This window comes from Chryseobacterium sp. 3008163 (assembly GCF_003669035.1).
In the GTDB taxonomy this organism is placed as follows: domain Bacteria; phylum Bacteroidota; class Bacteroidia; order Flavobacteriales; family Weeksellaceae; genus Chryseobacterium.
The window spans coordinates 4,415,400-4,430,798 of the sequence record NZ_CP033070.1 but is presented as its reverse complement, the minus strand read 5'-3'; the positions used below and the strand labels follow the sequence as shown (position 1 = coordinate 4,430,798).

Annotated in this window: 15 protein-coding genes and 1 pseudogene; 4 read left to right on the top strand and 12 right to left on the bottom strand. The window is 34.6% G+C overall.

What is annotated here, in order from left to right:
* Positions 1-109: 109 nt before the first annotated feature.
* Together EAG08_RS20550 and era are read right to left on the bottom strand one after the other, a co-directional pair.
* On the bottom strand, positions 110-538 hold the full coding sequence (locus EAG08_RS20550) for a DoxX family protein (RefSeq protein ID WP_129537076.1): 429 nt from the start codon (positions 536-538) through the stop codon (positions 110-112).
* A gap of 67 nt (positions 539-605) precedes the next feature.
* A complete protein-coding gene (gene era / locus EAG08_RS20545) occupies positions 606-1,481 on the bottom strand; it encodes a GTPase Era (protein WP_047443936.1) in 876 nt (291 codons plus the stop codon).
* Between the two features lie 245 nt (positions 1,482-1,726).
* On the opposite strand from era, the gene EAG08_RS20540 reads away from it, so the two are divergent.
* Both EAG08_RS20540 and EAG08_RS20535 read left to right on the top strand, forming a co-directional pair.
* A complete protein-coding gene (locus EAG08_RS20540; protein ID WP_129537075.1) occupies positions 1,727-2,290 on the top strand; it encodes a Crp/Fnr family transcriptional regulator in 564 nt (187 codons plus the stop codon).
* Between the two features lie 212 nt (positions 2,291-2,502).
* Positions 2,503-2,829: a DMT family transporter gene (locus tag EAG08_RS20535; RefSeq protein ID WP_129537074.1), complete on the top strand. Its 327-nt coding sequence runs from the start codon at positions 2,503-2,505 to the stop codon at positions 2,827-2,829.
* An 87-nt stretch (positions 2,830-2,916) separates the two neighbouring features.
* Here EAG08_RS20535 and EAG08_RS20530 read toward each other — a convergent pair whose 3' ends face one another.
* The 5 genes from EAG08_RS20530 to gpmI form a co-directional block, all read right to left on the bottom strand.
* Complete coding sequence (locus EAG08_RS20530; RefSeq protein ID WP_129537073.1) at positions 2,917-3,684, bottom strand: class I SAM-dependent methyltransferase; 768 nt, start codon at positions 3,682-3,684, stop codon at positions 2,917-2,919.
* Positions 3,684-4,493 carry a type I methionyl aminopeptidase gene (map, locus tag EAG08_RS20525; RefSeq protein ID WP_129537072.1) on the bottom strand — a complete coding sequence of 270 codons (810 nt, stop codon included), beginning with the start codon at positions 4,491-4,493 and terminating at the stop codon, positions 3,684-3,686. The genes EAG08_RS20530 and map overlap by 1 nt, the downstream gene beginning before the upstream one ends.
* Positions 4,494-4,651: 158 nt before the next feature.
* Positions 4,652-5,083 (bottom strand): BT0820 family HAD-type phosphatase, encoded by a 432-nt coding sequence (locus EAG08_RS20520; protein WP_129537071.1) that lies wholly within the window; start codon positions 5,081-5,083, stop codon positions 4,652-4,654.
* 97 nt (positions 5,084-5,180) lie between these two features.
* Entirely contained in the window at positions 5,181-6,161 is a 981-nt protein-coding gene (locus EAG08_RS20515; protein WP_129537070.1) for an acyl-ACP desaturase, read from the bottom strand.
* Between the two features lie 147 nt (positions 6,162-6,308).
* Positions 6,309-7,850 carry a 2,3-bisphosphoglycerate-independent phosphoglycerate mutase gene (gene gpmI / locus EAG08_RS20510; protein ID WP_129537069.1) on the bottom strand — a complete coding sequence of 514 codons (1,542 nt, stop codon included), beginning with the start codon at positions 7,848-7,850 and terminating at the stop codon, positions 6,309-6,311.
* Between the two features lie 516 nt (positions 7,851-8,366).
* Here gpmI and EAG08_RS20505 point away from each other — a divergent pair.
* A pseudogene (locus EAG08_RS20505) lies at positions 8,367-8,689 on the top strand (translation initiation factor).
* Positions 8,690-8,692: 3 nt separating this feature from the next.
* Here the strand turns inward: EAG08_RS20505 and EAG08_RS20500 are convergent.
* From EAG08_RS20500 to EAG08_RS20490, 4 genes are all read right to left on the bottom strand, one after another.
* Complete coding sequence (locus tag EAG08_RS20500; protein ID WP_129537068.1) at positions 8,693-9,592, bottom strand: leucine-rich repeat domain-containing protein; 900 nt, start codon at positions 9,590-9,592, stop codon at positions 8,693-8,695.
* A 102-nt stretch (positions 9,593-9,694) separates the two neighbouring features.
* A complete protein-coding gene (locus EAG08_RS20495) occupies positions 9,695-11,851 on the bottom strand; it encodes an alkaline phosphatase PhoX (protein ID WP_129537067.1) in 2,157 nt (718 codons plus the stop codon).
* Between the two features lie 153 nt (positions 11,852-12,004).
* Positions 12,005-12,235: a hypothetical protein gene (locus EAG08_RS22445; RefSeq protein ID WP_228446670.1), complete on the bottom strand. Its 231-nt coding sequence runs from the start codon at positions 12,233-12,235 to the stop codon at positions 12,005-12,007.
* Positions 12,232-13,851, bottom strand: coding sequence for a cytochrome-c peroxidase (locus EAG08_RS20490; RefSeq protein ID WP_228446669.1), 1,620 nt, complete (start codon positions 13,849-13,851; stop codon positions 12,232-12,234). The genes EAG08_RS22445 and EAG08_RS20490 overlap by 4 nt, the downstream gene beginning before the upstream one ends.
* Positions 13,852-13,992: 141 nt before the next feature.
* On the opposite strand from EAG08_RS20490, the gene EAG08_RS20485 reads away from it, so the two are divergent.
* A complete protein-coding gene (locus EAG08_RS20485; RefSeq protein WP_129537066.1) occupies positions 13,993-14,847 on the top strand; it encodes a nucleoside phosphorylase in 855 nt (284 codons plus the stop codon).
* Between the two features lie 70 nt (positions 14,848-14,917).
* Here EAG08_RS20485 and EAG08_RS20480 read toward each other — a convergent pair whose 3' ends face one another.
* Positions 14,918-15,394, bottom strand: coding sequence for a DUF6261 family protein (locus EAG08_RS20480; RefSeq protein ID WP_262696764.1), 477 nt, complete (start codon positions 15,392-15,394; stop codon positions 14,918-14,920).
* Positions 15,395-15,399: the final 5 nt, after the last annotated feature.

Here is a 15,399-nt window from a genome sequence, read left to right as displayed (position 1 = left end):
CCAAAGGGACGATTTAACAAAGAATAGGATACAATCCTATTAAATAAAAAAATATGACACAAAAAAGCGGCAAAAAAATTACCGCTTGTATATTTTTAAAAATAAAACTTTACCATTCTGAAGCTCTTCTTTTCTTTTCTATCATGCCATCAATTGAGAATCTTCCCGCTCCTAAAACCATGATGAGCAAATAAATTGCTAAGTAAAGCAAACTCATTTCTTTTTTATCAAATGGATCAGCACCATGGACTACAAATCCTGCAATGATCATTGTAAAGATGAGAAAACCTACGGCTATTCTTGTAAATAATCCCAAAATCAGGAAAATAGAACATACAAATTCAGCAAAAACAGTCAGACCTAAAGATATTTTCGGACCTAATCCTAGGAAATCAAAAAATTGAATATCACCACCTTCTAATAACATCTGAAGCTTTGGAAAACCGTGAGACAACATCGCAAAACCTATAAATAATCTTACTATCAATAAAACGATGTCTATGTATATGGGATTAGCTTTTAAGTTTGAATAACTCATTGATTAAAAATTTAGTTTAAAGATAATAAAAATCTTTTAATACAACGATGAATATTGACTTTTTAGTCTATCGGTATCCGAAATTCTTCAAATCTCTGTCGTTTTTTCTCCAGTCTTTTTTCACTTTAACAAACAGATTCAAATGGATTTTTTTTGAGAAAAATTTCTCCAAATCTATCCTGGCTTCCGTCCCAACTTTTTTGATGGCTTCACCTTTATGTCCGATGATTATTCCTTTTTGGGTATCTCTCTCTACATAAATAATAGAATCGATGAAGATAATTCCTTCTTTTTCTTTAAACATTTCGGTAACCACTTCTACCGAATATGGAATTTCTTTATCGTAATTCAAAAGAATTTTCTCTCTGATGGCTTCGTTTACAAAGAATCTTTCAGGCTTATCAGTGTACATATCCTTATCATAGTACGCAGGGCTTTCCGGTAACATTGATTTTAATTTAGGTAAAATAACATCAATATTAAAAGCATTTAAAGCTGAAATCGGAAGAATTTCCGCTTTTGGAATTCTTTCGTGCCATTCTGTAGCTATTTTCTCAAGACCTTCCTGATTGGTTTGATCAATTTTATTCAGTAACAGTAAAACCGGTACCGGAATTTTATTCAATTTCTCGATTAAAAATGCTGATTGTTCAGATTTATCAGTAACGTCTACTATATAAAGAAAAACGTCTGCATCCTGCAATGAATCTTTTACAAAATCCATCATTTTTTCCTGCAAACCGTATTTAGGATCTAAAACTCCAGGAGTATCAGAAAATACGATCTGTAAGTCTTCTTCGTTATAAATTCCAAAAATTCTATGTCTGGTTGTCTGTGCCTTTTGAGTAACGATTGCCAGTTTCTCCCCCATCAATTGATTCAGAAGGGTAGATTTTCCGGCGTTTGGCTTTCCAACAATATTTACAAATCCTGCTTTATGCATATAAAAAAATTAAGTCGCTTTTATTACGATTTGCAAAGTTAGTAAAACAAAATCGGTCTTGTGGTCTATATTAAAATTAGATGCTGAAAAAAGTCTATTTTTGGTTGATATTTTATAATCGCAAAGTTAAACTAAGGTTTTGGGACATTTAAAAATTTAAAGTTTAAACAAAGCCGTTACACTTATTTACGAAATACAAGGAATGATAACTGCTTCAACTAATTTTTAACAAATTTAATTTCTATATGAATATCAACGAAATTATTGATAACATCTCCCCGCTTACTACCACTTCTAAAAAAAAATTGAAGCAGCATATCACTGAAGTAAAGCATCCAAAGGGACTTGTTTTAATGGAATCTGACAAAGTTGTTCCTCATATTTACTTTTTGAAAAAGGGAATTGTTCGTGCTTTTGCGTCGTCTGAAAATAATGACATCACTTTCTGGTTTGGAGCAGAAGGCGAACCTGTGGTTTCAATGAAAAGTTACGTTGAAGAAAAACCGGGATATGAAAGTATTGAACTTTTGGAAGATTGTGAACTTTATCAATTGGAAACTTCAAAACTGAAAGCTTTATTTAATGAAGATATCAATATTGCCAATTGGGGAAGAAAATTTGCCGAACGTGAACTGATCAAAACCGAAGAACTGATTATCTCAAGGCAGTACAAAACGGCTTTGGAGCGGTATAAAGATTTGCTGAGAGATAAACCGTATCTCATCCAAAGAGTTCAGTTGGGGCATATTGCTTCCTACTTAGGAATTACGCAGGTAAGTTTAAGCAGGATTCGTGCAGAAATAAGGTGATTTTTTTAAACTCTCTCTGATGATAGAGATAGTGCAGATTTTTTTTAAACTAATCTGCTTGATTTTCTAAATCTGCGAAATAGTATTTCTATTTAAATTAAATATTTCTTTCAAAATAAAATTTGACAATCTCTAAGATTCATTTATTTTTTAACAAATGTAAAATTTAAAGCAAAACTAAATCCTCAACTTTGCGTCATAAATTATTACTCATGAATTGGATTATTTTAATTATCGCAGGACTGTTTGAAGTTGGGTTTGCCTCTTGTTTAGGAAAGGTAAAAGAAACATCAGGAAACGAAATGTACTGGTGGTTTGGTGGTTTTTTAGCTTGTCTTACAATCAGTATGCTTCTCTTGATCAAAGCAACTGAAACTTTACCGATTGGAACGGCTTATGCAGTCTGGACGGGAATTGGCGCAGTGGGAACTGTCTTGATGGGAATTTTAGTTTTTAAAGATCCTGTGACCTTTTGGAGAATGTTTTTTATCTGTACATTGATTGGCTCGGTGATTGGCTTGAAGGCGGTTTCCCATTAGATTTAAGCACAAATTTTTTCACGAATTTCACAAATATAAATTCCAAGATATAGAATAAAAACGTCTTCAAAATTGAAGACGTTTTTTCTATTTTTTATAAACCACAGGCAATATTTCGTTGTGATTCAATCCGTATTTTAAAATCTCTGCATCAGAGAATTGTTTGGAGTAGAAATTAGGTTCAGTTTCAAAACCAGCTTTTCTCAAACGGTCAAAATAATCCATTCCATACCAGCGAACGTGGTCATATTGACCAAAATGTTTCTGGCGTTCTTTCGGATCTTTAATGGTGAAATCTTCATAGGTTTTCTCCAAAGAATTTTTCATCGGAACCTGAATAATTCCCCAACCGCCGGGCTTCATAACACGATACAATTCGCTGATCGCTTTGGCATCATCTTCAATATGTTCTAAAACGTGATTACAGAAAATAACATCAAAACTTTCATTCTCAAAAGGTAAATCTAAAATATCAGCTTTCACATCTACAATCGGCGAATAAAGATCTGCCGAAATATAATTGAGGTTGCTCATTCTTTTGAATTTCCTCAAAAATTCCTGCTCGGGAGCAATATGTAAAACTTTGCAGTTTTTAATGAAAAAATCGGTTTCATTCTGAAGATACAGCCACATCTGGCGATGTCTTTCTAAACTTAAAGTTCCCGGAGATAAAGCGTTTTCTCTCTGTTTTCCGTAGCCGTAAGGCAGAAATTTCCTATATGATCTTCCATCAATAGGGTCGAAAAACTGATCACCTTTGAAAAACTGATAAATCAACGGACGCGCCCAGACACTCATCTGAATAAGCATCGGACGAGGGATTTTATTAAGTAAAAACTTAGTCAGCTTTTTCATTAAAATTCCATTTGGAATGGCATTTCTTCATCACTTTCGATGCCTAAAGCTTCGTAAACATATTTAAAGGTAGAAAGCAAAACAGGTTTACCATTCACCACAGCAACATCATGTTCAAAATGTGCTGAAGTTAAATTGTCAAGCGTAGTTACCGTCCAGCCATCATTGTGGAACTTCACTTTTTCAGTTCCCAAATTGATCATTGGCTCTATCGCAATCGTCAAACCGTCTTTAATGACTTTTCCACTTCCTTGTTTTCCGTAGTTCGGAACACTTGGATCCTCGTGCATTTTTCTGCCTAAGCCGTGGCCTACCAATTCTTTTACAACACCATAACCTTCTTTTTCACAATACGATTGAATCGCATGAGAAATGTCTCCGATTCTTTTTCCTCTTACACATTGTGCAATTCCTTTATACAGAGAATCTTTGGTTACCTGAAGTAGTTTTTTGATTTCAGGTTTTACTTCACCAATTTCAAATGTGTAAGCGTGATCGCCAACAAAACCATTCAAAACCGCTCCGCAATCTACAGAAAGAACATCACCTTCTTTGATCTCTTCTTTGCTTGGAAAACCGTGAACTACCTGCTCATTTGGTGAAATACAAAGCGAATAAGGAAAACCTCCATATCCTAAAAATGCAGGTTCTGCCCCATGATCTTTAATGAAATCATGCGCTAATTTATCTAAATATAAAGTAGTAATCCCAGGTTTGATTTCCTTTGCCAACATTCCTAATGTTCTGGAAACCAACTGAGCACTTTCTCTCATCAGACGAATTTCGTCTATTGTTTTTAATTGAATCATTTTAAATAGATGTTAGATATTAGATATCAGAAGTTAGATTTACAACTTTATAAATATTTAGTTTAATAAAACCTTCAGTATCTAAGTATTCTTATGATAAAATTAAAAAGCAGCATTAGAACTAATTCTAATTACTAACTTTTAATCTTTAATTATTTTTACCAGAAAAGCCCTTTTTTCTTTTCTTTTTTCAGTTTTGAATAAGCTAAAACTTCCTTCCCTTCTACACGGAATTCTATTCTTTCATTAATAATATTATAGATCTCACCCCAACCCGGAAAACCACCAAGATTTCTGTCATCAATAAACCAATCTGCATCTAGTTTTCTTGATTGAGTTTCGCTATCAAAAACTTCTCCTTCAAAACTTGAATTGATTGCATAAAATTCGATTCCGTTTTTTTTACAGAATTCTACAGCTTCATCAAGAGTTTTGCCGTGTCTGTAGGTCCAAAGGATTAATCTGAATCCTTGAGCCTGCAATCTTTTCAGCGTTTCAAATGCGAAAATTTTAGCTTTCCCGATTCCGGGATATGCATCATCCACGATTGTTCCGTCGAAATCTACAGCAATTTTTTTATTACTAACCATTTTTTGTTCTTTTTTAGCTGGGCAAAGATAATAAATAAAAAAAGAGTGTCGAAAAAACATCCGACACTCTCTATTATAATTTATTGTTAAAATAAAATTAATCTTTCACCCAACTAAACTGAAATTGTAAATCCGGAGTAGAAACTCTGTCGGTGATTTTTTGCAATCTGTTCGGAAGTTTCATTAAATATTCCTGAGCTTTTTCTGCTTTTTCTGTAAGACCTGTAATGTGTTCAATTTTCCACTCGTCTAACAAATCTTTCATGATATTGATGTAATCCTGACCTGTGTAGACCATGCATCTTTGTGCAGCATCTGAGAAATGACCCCAAAGTTCACCGGCTTTTTGTCCCGACTGTCTCATCATGTGAGCAGGCATCACAATTTTTTTACGCATCATATCTTCAAATGCCAAAATCATCTCAGAAGGATCTAATTCAAGAATTTTAGCCACGAAATGTTTATAAGCTTTTGCGTGTCTTGCTTCATCTGCAGCGATTACACCACACATTTTCGCTAATTTTCCGTTTCCGGATTGTTTTGCCAAAGTACCTACTCTTCTGTGAGAAATATTGGTTGCAGTTTCCTGAAAGCTTGTGTAAACAAAATTTCTATAAGGATCCATACTTGTACCGATATCAAAACCATCACTAATTAAATATTGCGTGGTAATCTCAACTTGTCTCATATTTACTCTGCCACACAGATAAAGATATTTATTCAATAAATCTCCATGTCTGTTTTCTTCACCTGTCCAAGATCTTATCCAGCTTGCCCAAGTCGGTCCACTTTTTTCCTGATCAATTCCATCAACGCTCATTAACCAAGATTCGTAAGAAGGTAAAGCTTCTTCTGTAATACAGTCACCAATCAGGGTTACAAAAAGGTCGTAAGGCATCTCACGTGCAAAAGTCTGAATTTCATCTAAATCATATTTGAAATTTTCGCTTGAAGGATCTGGTAAATAGTCTGATGGCTGCCAAATTTTTTCAATTGGCGTCAAAAATTTATCAAGAAAAGAACCTACTTCCTTTTCTAAAATACCCATTACCTCTTTTCTTACGAGCTTATTGTACATTTTAAATACTTTTATGAGTTGCAAATATATTAATATTTTATTATTTGTAGCATACTATTGTATGTGTCTCATAGTAAGTCTGGTGTAAATCACAAAAAATACCGCCATCTTTTAAGACAACGGTAGATATATCATAATCGTATAAGTTTAGCTAACTAAAATGTCTCCCGTCATTATTGCAGGGATTTCAACGCCCATTACGGATAATATAGTAGGAGCCATATCACCCAGTTTTCCTGGTTTTAAATTCCATTCATGATCTTTATCCATTACAATTAAAGGAACCAAATTGGTTGAATGCTGTGTATTTGGCGAACCATCTGCATTAATCATTACGTCAGAATTTCCATGATCCGCAAGAATGAAAACTGCATAACCATGTTCGTAAGCAGTCGTTGCTACTTTTTCTATGCACTTGTCAACCGTTTCTGCTGCTTTTACAGCTGCTTCAAAAACACCTGTGTGACCCACCATATCGGTATTTGCGAAATTTAAACAAATAAAATCTGCGGTTTCATTTTCAAGTTCAGGAAGAATTGAATTAGTGATTTCGTAAGCAGACATTTCTGGTTTTAAATCGTAAGTCGGAACATCTTTCGGGCTCGGGCACAACAATCTTTTTTCACCATGAAATTCTTCTTCACGGCCACCTGAAAAGAAAAATGTAACGTGAGGATATTTTTCTGTCTCGGCAATTCTGATCTGAGATTTCCCGTTTCTTTCCAGAATTTCACCCATTGTTTCATGAAGAACATCTTCATCAAAAACAACTTTTACATTTTCGTACGTTTTGTCGTAATTGGTTAGGGTAACATAATGAAGATTCAGCTTTCGCATAAAATATTCAGGCATATCTTGCTGACAAAGAACTTCAGTGATTTCTCTTCCTCTGTCTGTTCTGAAATTAAAGCAGATCACCACATCATTATCCACGATTCTTCCTACAGGAACTTCATTTCCGATCTGTGTATCTTTTACTAAAATAATAGGTTTAATAAATTCGTCAGTTACTCCTTCATTGTAAGAATTTTGAATAAGAGAAGCTGCATCCATTGTTCTTTCTCCAATTCCGTTGACCATCGCATCATACGCCAGTTTCACACGTTCCCAACGTCTGTCTCTGTCCATTGCATAGTATCTTCCAATTACCGTTGCCAAAGCACCAGTCGTCGTGCCCATGTGATCCTGAAGGTCTTCAATAAAACCTAAACCAGAATGCGGATCACAATCTCTACCGTCAGTAAATGCGTGAACATATACATTTTCATGTAATCCGTATTCGCTGGCAGCCGTTAATAATCCTTTTAAATGATTGATGTGTGAATGCACCCCTCCATTGGAAACCAAACCGATAAAGTGCACGTTTTTCTTCTCTGCTTTGGCATAAGCAAAAGCTTCCTGAATCACTTCTTCATGCCCCAAAGTACCATTCTCAACCGCCATGTTGAGTTTAACCAAATTCTGATATACCACTCTTCCGGCACCCAAGTTCATGTGTCCAACTTCAGAATTTCCCATCTGTCCCAATGGAAGTCCTACTGCAAGACCACTTGCCTCTAATGTTGTGTGTGGATATTTTTGATAACAGCTATCTATAAATGGTGTATTTGCCTGAGCTAATGCAGAAACTTCAGGATTTTGACCCAAACCCCATCCGTCAAGTATTGCTAGTATTGCTTTTTTTGACATTTTAATTTATTTTTTTAACAAACAAATTTATCGATTTTGAAATGAATTGAAGAATTTGAGAGACTTAAATTTTTATTAAAAAGCTTCATAAATATATTAAATGAAACTCGTTATGCATTATGAAGATGAATTTAAATGATTGATATTCAAATAATTGTTTTTCTTCGCTAAATGAAATGCCATTGTTTGTCTTAAAAAAGAAATATATTTTAAAAACTTAGTCTTTCTTAGCGATAAAAAAACGCAAGGATAAACAAGGATTTTTTTTAAAAATACTGAAATAAAGGTAAACAAAGCCGTTTCACTTATTTTAGAAATACAAAAATTTAAAATGCACAACGGGTTAAATGAAGTAATATTAAATTTTCAGCATCAATTATCTGTGTAAATCTGTGTAATCTTCGGGATAGATACTTCCCACGGATTACACAGATTTTTTTATCAAAATAAAACCACTTTATTTGCTTTCTCCTGTTTAATCTTTAAACCTTTTAAATATTTTATTAATTTTGTGCTATGGATTTACGTGATCAACTCAAAAACCTTTTTCCTGAGCATGAAGAGCAGGAGTTTCAGATGCCTGAAGAACAGTTTAAGCAGAAAGAACCTTTGGTTTGTAAGTTTGAAAAGAAAGGCAGAAACGGAAAACCCGTGACCATCGTTGAAGGTTGGGAAGGAAGTGAGGAAGATTTAAAAAAGATTTCGAAAAAATAAAAACCACACTAGGAATAGGTGGTTCTGAAAAAGACGGAACGATTATCATTCAGGGGGATAACCGTGATAAAATCATGACTATTCTTAAAGATTTGGGCTTTAAAACAAAAAGAGTCGGCGGATAATTTTTAAAAGTAAATCTGCGTTTGAGGCATCAGTTCTTTTAATTTTTGGATGGTCGCTTTTTCCATAGGGTTTCCAACTAAAATTAATGTTTTCAGATTTTTAAGTTGTTGAAAATCTGTTGGAAGATCTTTTAGTTGATTGTTTGCCAAATTCATACTCACAACACCTTTTAAGCCCTTTACTTTAGAAGAAATTTCTTTCAGATTATTATTGCTTACATTCAAAAACTCAAGATTTTTAGATCTAAATAAATAATCAGGAAGTTTTACAATAGCATTCTGCTGAAGCTCGAGATATTTTATTTTTTCAGGAAACTTTACATCAGTTAAATCATTGATCTGATTGGCAGAAAGGTTTAGATATTTTAAATTTTTAATTCTATTTAAATCCTGCGACACAACACTGATTTGATTGCTACTCAGATTGATTTCTTCTAACGCCGGAATTTCCAGCAACGCTTCAGGGAAAACATTCAGATTATTGGCGTCAAAATGAACCGTTTTTAATTTTTGCAGTTTTACAATATTCGGATTAATCTTTGTAAGACTGTTCAAGTTCATTGAAAAAGTAGTCAGTTTTTTCAGTTCACCAATTTCATCGGGAATAAATTTGATGCTGTTTTCATTAACAATCAAAATTTCCAATTCTTTCAAACTAAAAATACCGCTATCCATTTTCTCTAATTTGTTAGCCATTAGATTTAGAAAAAATAAAGAATCCATTTTCACGAGATCAGGAGGGATATTAAACAATCCTTTTTCTCTGAAGCTCATGCTGTAAACTGTTTTCTCACTTTTCAGGGCATCTTCAACATTGGTATATGTCGGAAATTTGATAGGGTCGATTTGTGCTTTGATAGTATATAGAGATAAAAAGGCAATGATGAGAATTAATTTTTTCATGAGAATATCTTTTGCAGGACATTTAATTTAAATATGATTTCGTAAAAACAAAAAAAGCCACCGACAAAGAAAATGTCGGCAGCTAAGAAAGAAATTAAGTAATTATTTTTTTAGAATTTTCACGGTCTTCTGGAATCCTTCAGCCTCGATGTTAAGCATCAAAACTCTTGAAACCTGAAGTTGAGAAGTAAAATCTAAATCTAAAGATGAATTGTTCCCTGAGAATTTCTTTTGGTAAACAATTTTACCGTCCATGCTGTATGCAGTCACTTCAAGATTTTTCAAAGCTTTAGGAGAATTGATTTTCACTAAACCTGATGTTGGGTTTGGGGAAACCGTAACTTCTGTTTCCTTAACAGTTTCAGTAGTTCCTAATACTGCAGTTGTGCCCAAAAATTGTTGTAAAGCAATGACCATAGTAGCAGATTTCCCTTTATAATCAATCACGTTTCCAGTTGCGTCAATATCTGTAGAAATCGTTGAAGAAGGATGTTGAACAGAGAAGAATCCAAATTTATGATCTGGTGTGAATGTAAGACCAGTAGGCTCTGAACCTGCAGGCATAGAAGCAAACAGTCTTACTTTCGGATTTGCTGCGGTATGATCTGGTGCAATTACCCAAATGTAGTTTTTACCACCATCCTGAAGAACCCAAAGATTCCCAAGTTCATCAAATGTAAGGTTGTCATTACCGTCTCCCCAAGATTCAGTTTTCACACCCTGTACAGTGTTGAATGAATATTGAGTAGTACCACCTCCTGCGAAAACTTCAACCTGGGAAGCTGTCATCCCGTTGTCTTGTAAACGATATATTTTGTCTAAACCTTTTGCTGTGAAGTAAATTTTACCATCAATCGGGCTTATTTCAACATCTTCTACTCCGTTAAAAGAAGTTCCTCCATACGATGCAGCTAAACTTGCTGTGTTATTCTGATCTGCCTGTGTTTTATTGGGAATTTGAACCCAAGTAGCTGTTGTTCCCACAGGGTTTCCTCCACTGATTCCCTGATCAAGTTTCAAAACATATAAATCACCTGATGCAAGATTGTTTGGTACATCCATCACATATTTGTATACCATGTTTGTTCCACCATCTTCACCGTAATAAGCTGCTGTTCCGGCATTGTTGATCACTACATTTTCGTGATTCATAATTCCCATCTGCCAAAGTTTATCCTTTGTTCCGTTAGAATTATGTGACATTACCTGAGCGGTTGCAGGATCAATTTCTACCAACCAACCGTAATCTTTGTAACCGTCTGCATTGGTGTCATTTCCGGTTACAGATTCTTCAGCGGTAACAATAGTTCCCCAAGGAGTAACTCCACCCGAACAGTTTCTGATGGTCTGAACTAAACTTGGTGCAGAAAAACTAACACCTCTTGATTTCGTTAAAGCCCAAAGTTTTGTAGTTGTGTTATAATTAATCTCTGCCATTGTCACTCCACCAGGATTGGTCTCGTGATTTACTGACAAATAACCGTCTGTGCTGCTTGCATTTTTTGCAACATACCCTGTAAAGTCATTTTGTCCGCCAACAAGCCCTCCACCTTCTGAATAAGGATCACCTTCTTTCAGAATCATCTGAAATCTATGCTCTGCAGGGATTATTAATTTTGCTGTCTGAGATGTAGGAACAATAGATGTAAAACAGCTGATATGTGTTCCTGTGCAAGTATTAGCAGGAGGAGTAATTACTCCTACGTTTTTAAGATAAGCATCAATCGTTAAATCTGAACTTGAGCCAGATCTATTGTGTAATTCGATTGAAATTCTGTTCACACCTTGTACAAACTTACTTTTCAGAATAGAAAATACATTGATGGCAGTTTCTGCTGACCCATCAATTGTTGCAAGAGAAGCTGTATTGTGTGTAATTGCTCCTGTAGGCATGTTATCTCTCACAACCTCTTCACCATTCAAATAAACGACGATACCGTCATCTCTTCTCACACCAAATTCCAGAGTACTGGTAAGGTCTGCCAAGTTTACAGTAAAATCTTTAACGAAATATGCAGTAGGTAAACCCGTAGCACCATTGTGTATGGTGGTTGTTACCGGATCCCCATAACCTAATGGTCCATTACCTGAAGACCAAGCTGAAGCATCAAAATTGGTGTTTTTCCAATTTGCTGATGGTGCTGCATCGAGATCATAAAATTTCCAAGAACTTTGCAATCCGAAAATTGTAGTCTGAGCCTGAAATGCTGAGCTTGTCATTAATACAAGTGCTGCAACTGAAAGTAGTTTTCTTTTCACTTTTAAATACTTTTATTTTTTCTGTTGCAAAACTATTTTATTATTGCGAGCCCCCTGTTAATAAGGCTTTAACAAAATATCCCTGAATATTAATTAATCTCAAACCTAATGTTACGGGGATTAACTTTATGTTAAATCGTCAATGAATTTTAATTATTTACCTTTTGCTTTGCTGATATCCGTTAAAGAATTCAGGAAGGCAATGATTTGCTTAATCTCAGTTTCCGTTAAGTTCAATTTATCTGCTGGTAATGTCTGGTTGTTAATATTTAAACCCAAACCTTCTGCCCCACCTTCATTATAAAAATCTAAAACTTCTTCTAAAGTATTGAATGCACCATTGTGAAAGTAAGGTTTCGTTAAAGCAATATTTCTTACCGTCATCGTTTTAAAAGAGTTTTCATAAATCCAGGAATCTTCTTTTTGACGTTGCTTTTTATTCTTCCTTTATCAGAATCGATTTCTAAAGGAGATATTTTAATTGGTTGTTTGGTTACACCCAAAACTTCAGATTCATTTTCATTAAAAAACGGTGGAACCAACCCTGAAAAATGAGGAGCAAAATGGCAGGTTGCACAGTTTGCTTTTCCCATGAACAGATTAAAACCTTTTTTTGCATCATCAGAAATCTCTTTTTCATCTCTCATAAAACTGTCAAAATCGCTATCAAAAGAATAGAGAGAAGCTACGTAGGAACTCAAAGCTTTAGAAAAATTCTGCTTGCTGATATCTCCGTTTTTAAATGCTTTTCGGAACGCTTTTTTGTATTCAGGTTTGTTTTTTAGTTTCTTAATGATGCTTTCATAGCTTGTATTAAACTCATCATTATTATAAATAACGTGTTCTGCCTGCTGCTCAAGATAAAAAGCACGCATATCGTAGAAAAATCTTTTGGCAAAAACCGCATTATACAGTGAAGGGGAATTTCGCAACACTGTTTTTCCTTCAACATTACTTAAAGATTTAGTTTTAAGATCTGTAAATGCATTTTCAGGAAGATGACAAGAGGCACAGCTCATTTTTCCGTTGTCGCTGAGATTTTGGTCGTAGAAAATTTCTTTTCCTAATGCTTTCAGATCGTCATTGTCTTCAGAACCTTTTAAAATGGTAAAAAAATAAGGATCTAAGAAATCACTGCTGAAAAAGTTTTTATTGGCAACATTCCAGCCTGAAAATTCTTTTAAGTCATCTGTATTTCCGTCCCAGTTTCCTAATTCTTCATACAACGGTTGCAGATATTTTTTATAAAACTCAATCCTGTCAAATGTTTCAAAATCTTTATTTTTATTTAAATAAAGAATACTTTCATCTATAAGTTGGTGAGCTTTCTCTGAATTGTAATTTTTAAAATAAGCATCATCCTGAATGTATTTTTTCATTCCTTTTAAAGCAAAAGCAGCTTCTTCAGAGATGTTTAATGAGCCAGGCGTATCAAAACCTGTTAAACCTAATGTGTAAATTCTAATCAACTCAATTCTTAAAGGCAATGTTTTGTTATTTCCTTTGCTTAAACCATTATTGATAGAGCTTAAATAGAAATTATTGTAATTGTTGTACAGAAAATCTGTGATCTCGATGATCTTATCTTTTTGTTCGGCTATTTCGTCAGAAAAAATCAATTCGTCCAAAACCTGCAAACCTTCCGGCGGAAGTGTGTAAGCAGTAGTTCCGGCAGCTTCAATTCTGAATAATGGTGCGGCATTGAGATGCGTTTTAGAAAATTCCGGATAATGATAAGCGATGAAAAATTCAATTTCTTTATAAGAATTCCGGGTATTTCTTAATGAACTTTGAAGCTGTTCTGCATTGATTTTATCGTCTTTAAAAAGATAAACGTCGGTCTTTAAACTTTCAAGATGATTTTTAAAACTGAATAAACCCTGAGCAACAAATGTTTTTTCGTTTCCAAATCCTTTATGAACCGGATTGAATGACATTGCGGCAATTCCGATGAATGCGATAAGAATAAGTAAAGGATAAGATCTTATAAAATTTTTCATCTGCAAAACTATCATCCCAACATTACCATAGTTTTAACGAAAAATTAAATAATGTTTATATTTTGCTTCATTTAATTTTCACTAATTTTAAATCCCTGAAAAATTCAGGTTCACAAATTTCAATCAAACTATAAAAATTATATGCTCAATAAACTCGCAGCCTCAGAACTGGTACTGAATGAAGACGGAAGCGTTTACCACCTGAATCTTTTACCCGAAGATATTGCCGATAAAGTAATCCTTGTGGGCGATCCCGATCGTGTTCCGAAGGTTTCAAAATATTTCGATACCGTAGAAATCAAAAAGAACAAAAGAGAATTCTATACCCACACCGGAACTTTACGTGGTGAAAGAATTTCTGTAATGTCAACAGGCATCGGAACTGAAAACATCGATATCGTGATGAATGAGCTTGATGCTTTGGTGAATATCGATCTTCAGAAAAAGGAATTCAAAACCGAACACAAATCTCTGGAACTTTTCAGAATGGGAACCTGCGGCAGCGTAAATCCTGATGTGCAGGTCGATAATATGCTGGTTACCCAAAATGTGGTAGGTCTTGACGGACTGATGCATTTCTATCAGGACTATCATTTTGAAAATGAATTTTCAAGAAACTTTTTAGAGAAATTCCCTTACGAAAAGATCAAGCCTATGTTGTATTTCTCTGAATGGTCAGAAGAATTAGGCGAAGTTTTCAAAGATGCAAAATACCACGGCAACACGGCAACTTTCCCTGGATTTTATGCTCCACAGGGAAGAGAACTTCGTTTAAAAGCTTTGGATGACAAGTTCCTCGAAACTTTAAATGACCTGGGCATCACCAATTTTGAAATGGAAACTTCTGCCATCTATGCTTTCTCTAAACTTTTAGGTCACAAAGCCATCACCGTCAACAACGTCATCGCCAACAGAAGACGCGGCGAGTTCTCAGCAGATCATCACCAGTCTGAAAAAAGATTGATTGAGTGGGTTTTGGAGAGAGTGATTCGCTAAATCTACTTGTATTAAAAGGAAAATACAAAAGCAGGATTCATGATCCTGCTTTTTTTATGATGTTTCTTTATTAAAGATTTTTCTCACCCTTATCTGGCGTAGTTGATTTTTTCGACAGTTTAGCAGCTTTTATCAGTTCATTCATGTCAGCATACAATAACTTCCAATCGTCGATGTCTTTCATAGCAGTAATTAAATTAAGAAAAGATTTTAAAATTTTCTCCAAATCTCTGCGAATTGCTGATGCAGTTTTCATTTGTCTTAAACTCGCATTCGCTCCTGCCTGTTCGGCAAATATGAGTTCAAAAGCATTATGCTTAGACTTCATTTCATTGAAAGCAGGAATTAACGAAAGTGCATTTAGTTTCTGAATATTCTCCGTTTTTTCAAGGTCTTCGATGAGTTTTTTCATCTGTGCGGTTTGCTGGGAGTAGCTTTGCTTGTCAATCTCTAATCCATAAAGCTTGAAAACCTGATACAAGTCTTCTGCAAACTGGTAGTTTGAGAGAGTTGTCATTTTGCGGTAGCCGTTGAGAAAGTTTTTCAAAACTC

Bases quoted from the DNA above. Each gene is read 5' to 3' on its own strand.
- EAG08_RS20550 (WP_129537076.1), bottom strand. From the start codon at position 538: ATGAGTTATTCAAACTTAAAAGCTAATCCCATATACATAGACATCGTT.
- era (WP_047443936.1), bottom strand. From the start codon at position 1,481: ATGCATAAAGCAGGATTTGTAAATATTGTTGGAAAGCCAAACGCCGGA.
- EAG08_RS20540 (WP_129537075.1), top strand. From the start codon at position 1,727: ATGAATATCAACGAAATTATTGATAACATCTCCCCGCTTACTACCACT.
- EAG08_RS20535 (WP_129537074.1), top strand. From the start codon at position 2,503: ATGAATTGGATTATTTTAATTATCGCAGGACTGTTTGAAGTTGGGTTT.
- EAG08_RS20530 (WP_129537073.1), bottom strand. From the start codon at position 3,684: ATGAAAAAGCTGACTAAGTTTTTACTTAATAAAATCCCTCGTCCGATG.
- map (WP_129537072.1), bottom strand. From the start codon at position 4,493: ATGATTCAATTAAAAACAATAGACGAAATTCGTCTGATGAGAGAAAGT.
- EAG08_RS20520 (WP_129537071.1), bottom strand. From the start codon at position 5,083: ATGGTTAGTAATAAAAAAATTGCTGTAGATTTCGACGGAACAATCGTG.
- EAG08_RS20515 (WP_129537070.1), bottom strand. From the start codon at position 6,161: ATGTACAATAAGCTCGTAAGAAAAGAGGTAATGGGTATTTTAGAAAAG.
- gpmI (WP_129537069.1), bottom strand. From the start codon at position 7,850: ATGTCAAAAAAAGCAATACTAGCAATACTTGACGGATGGGGTTTGGGT.
- EAG08_RS20500 (WP_129537068.1), bottom strand. From the start codon at position 9,592: ATGAAAAAATTAATTCTCATCATTGCCTTTTTATCTCTATATACTATC.
- EAG08_RS22445 (WP_228446670.1), bottom strand. From the start codon at position 12,235: ATGACGGTAAGAAATATTGCTTTAACGAAACCTTACTTTCACAATGGT.
- EAG08_RS20490 (WP_228446669.1), bottom strand. From the start codon at position 13,851: ATGAAAAATTTTATAAGATCTTATCCTTTACTTATTCTTATCGCATTC.
- EAG08_RS20485 (WP_129537066.1), top strand. From the start codon at position 13,993: ATGCTCAATAAACTCGCAGCCTCAGAACTGGTACTGAATGAAGACGGA.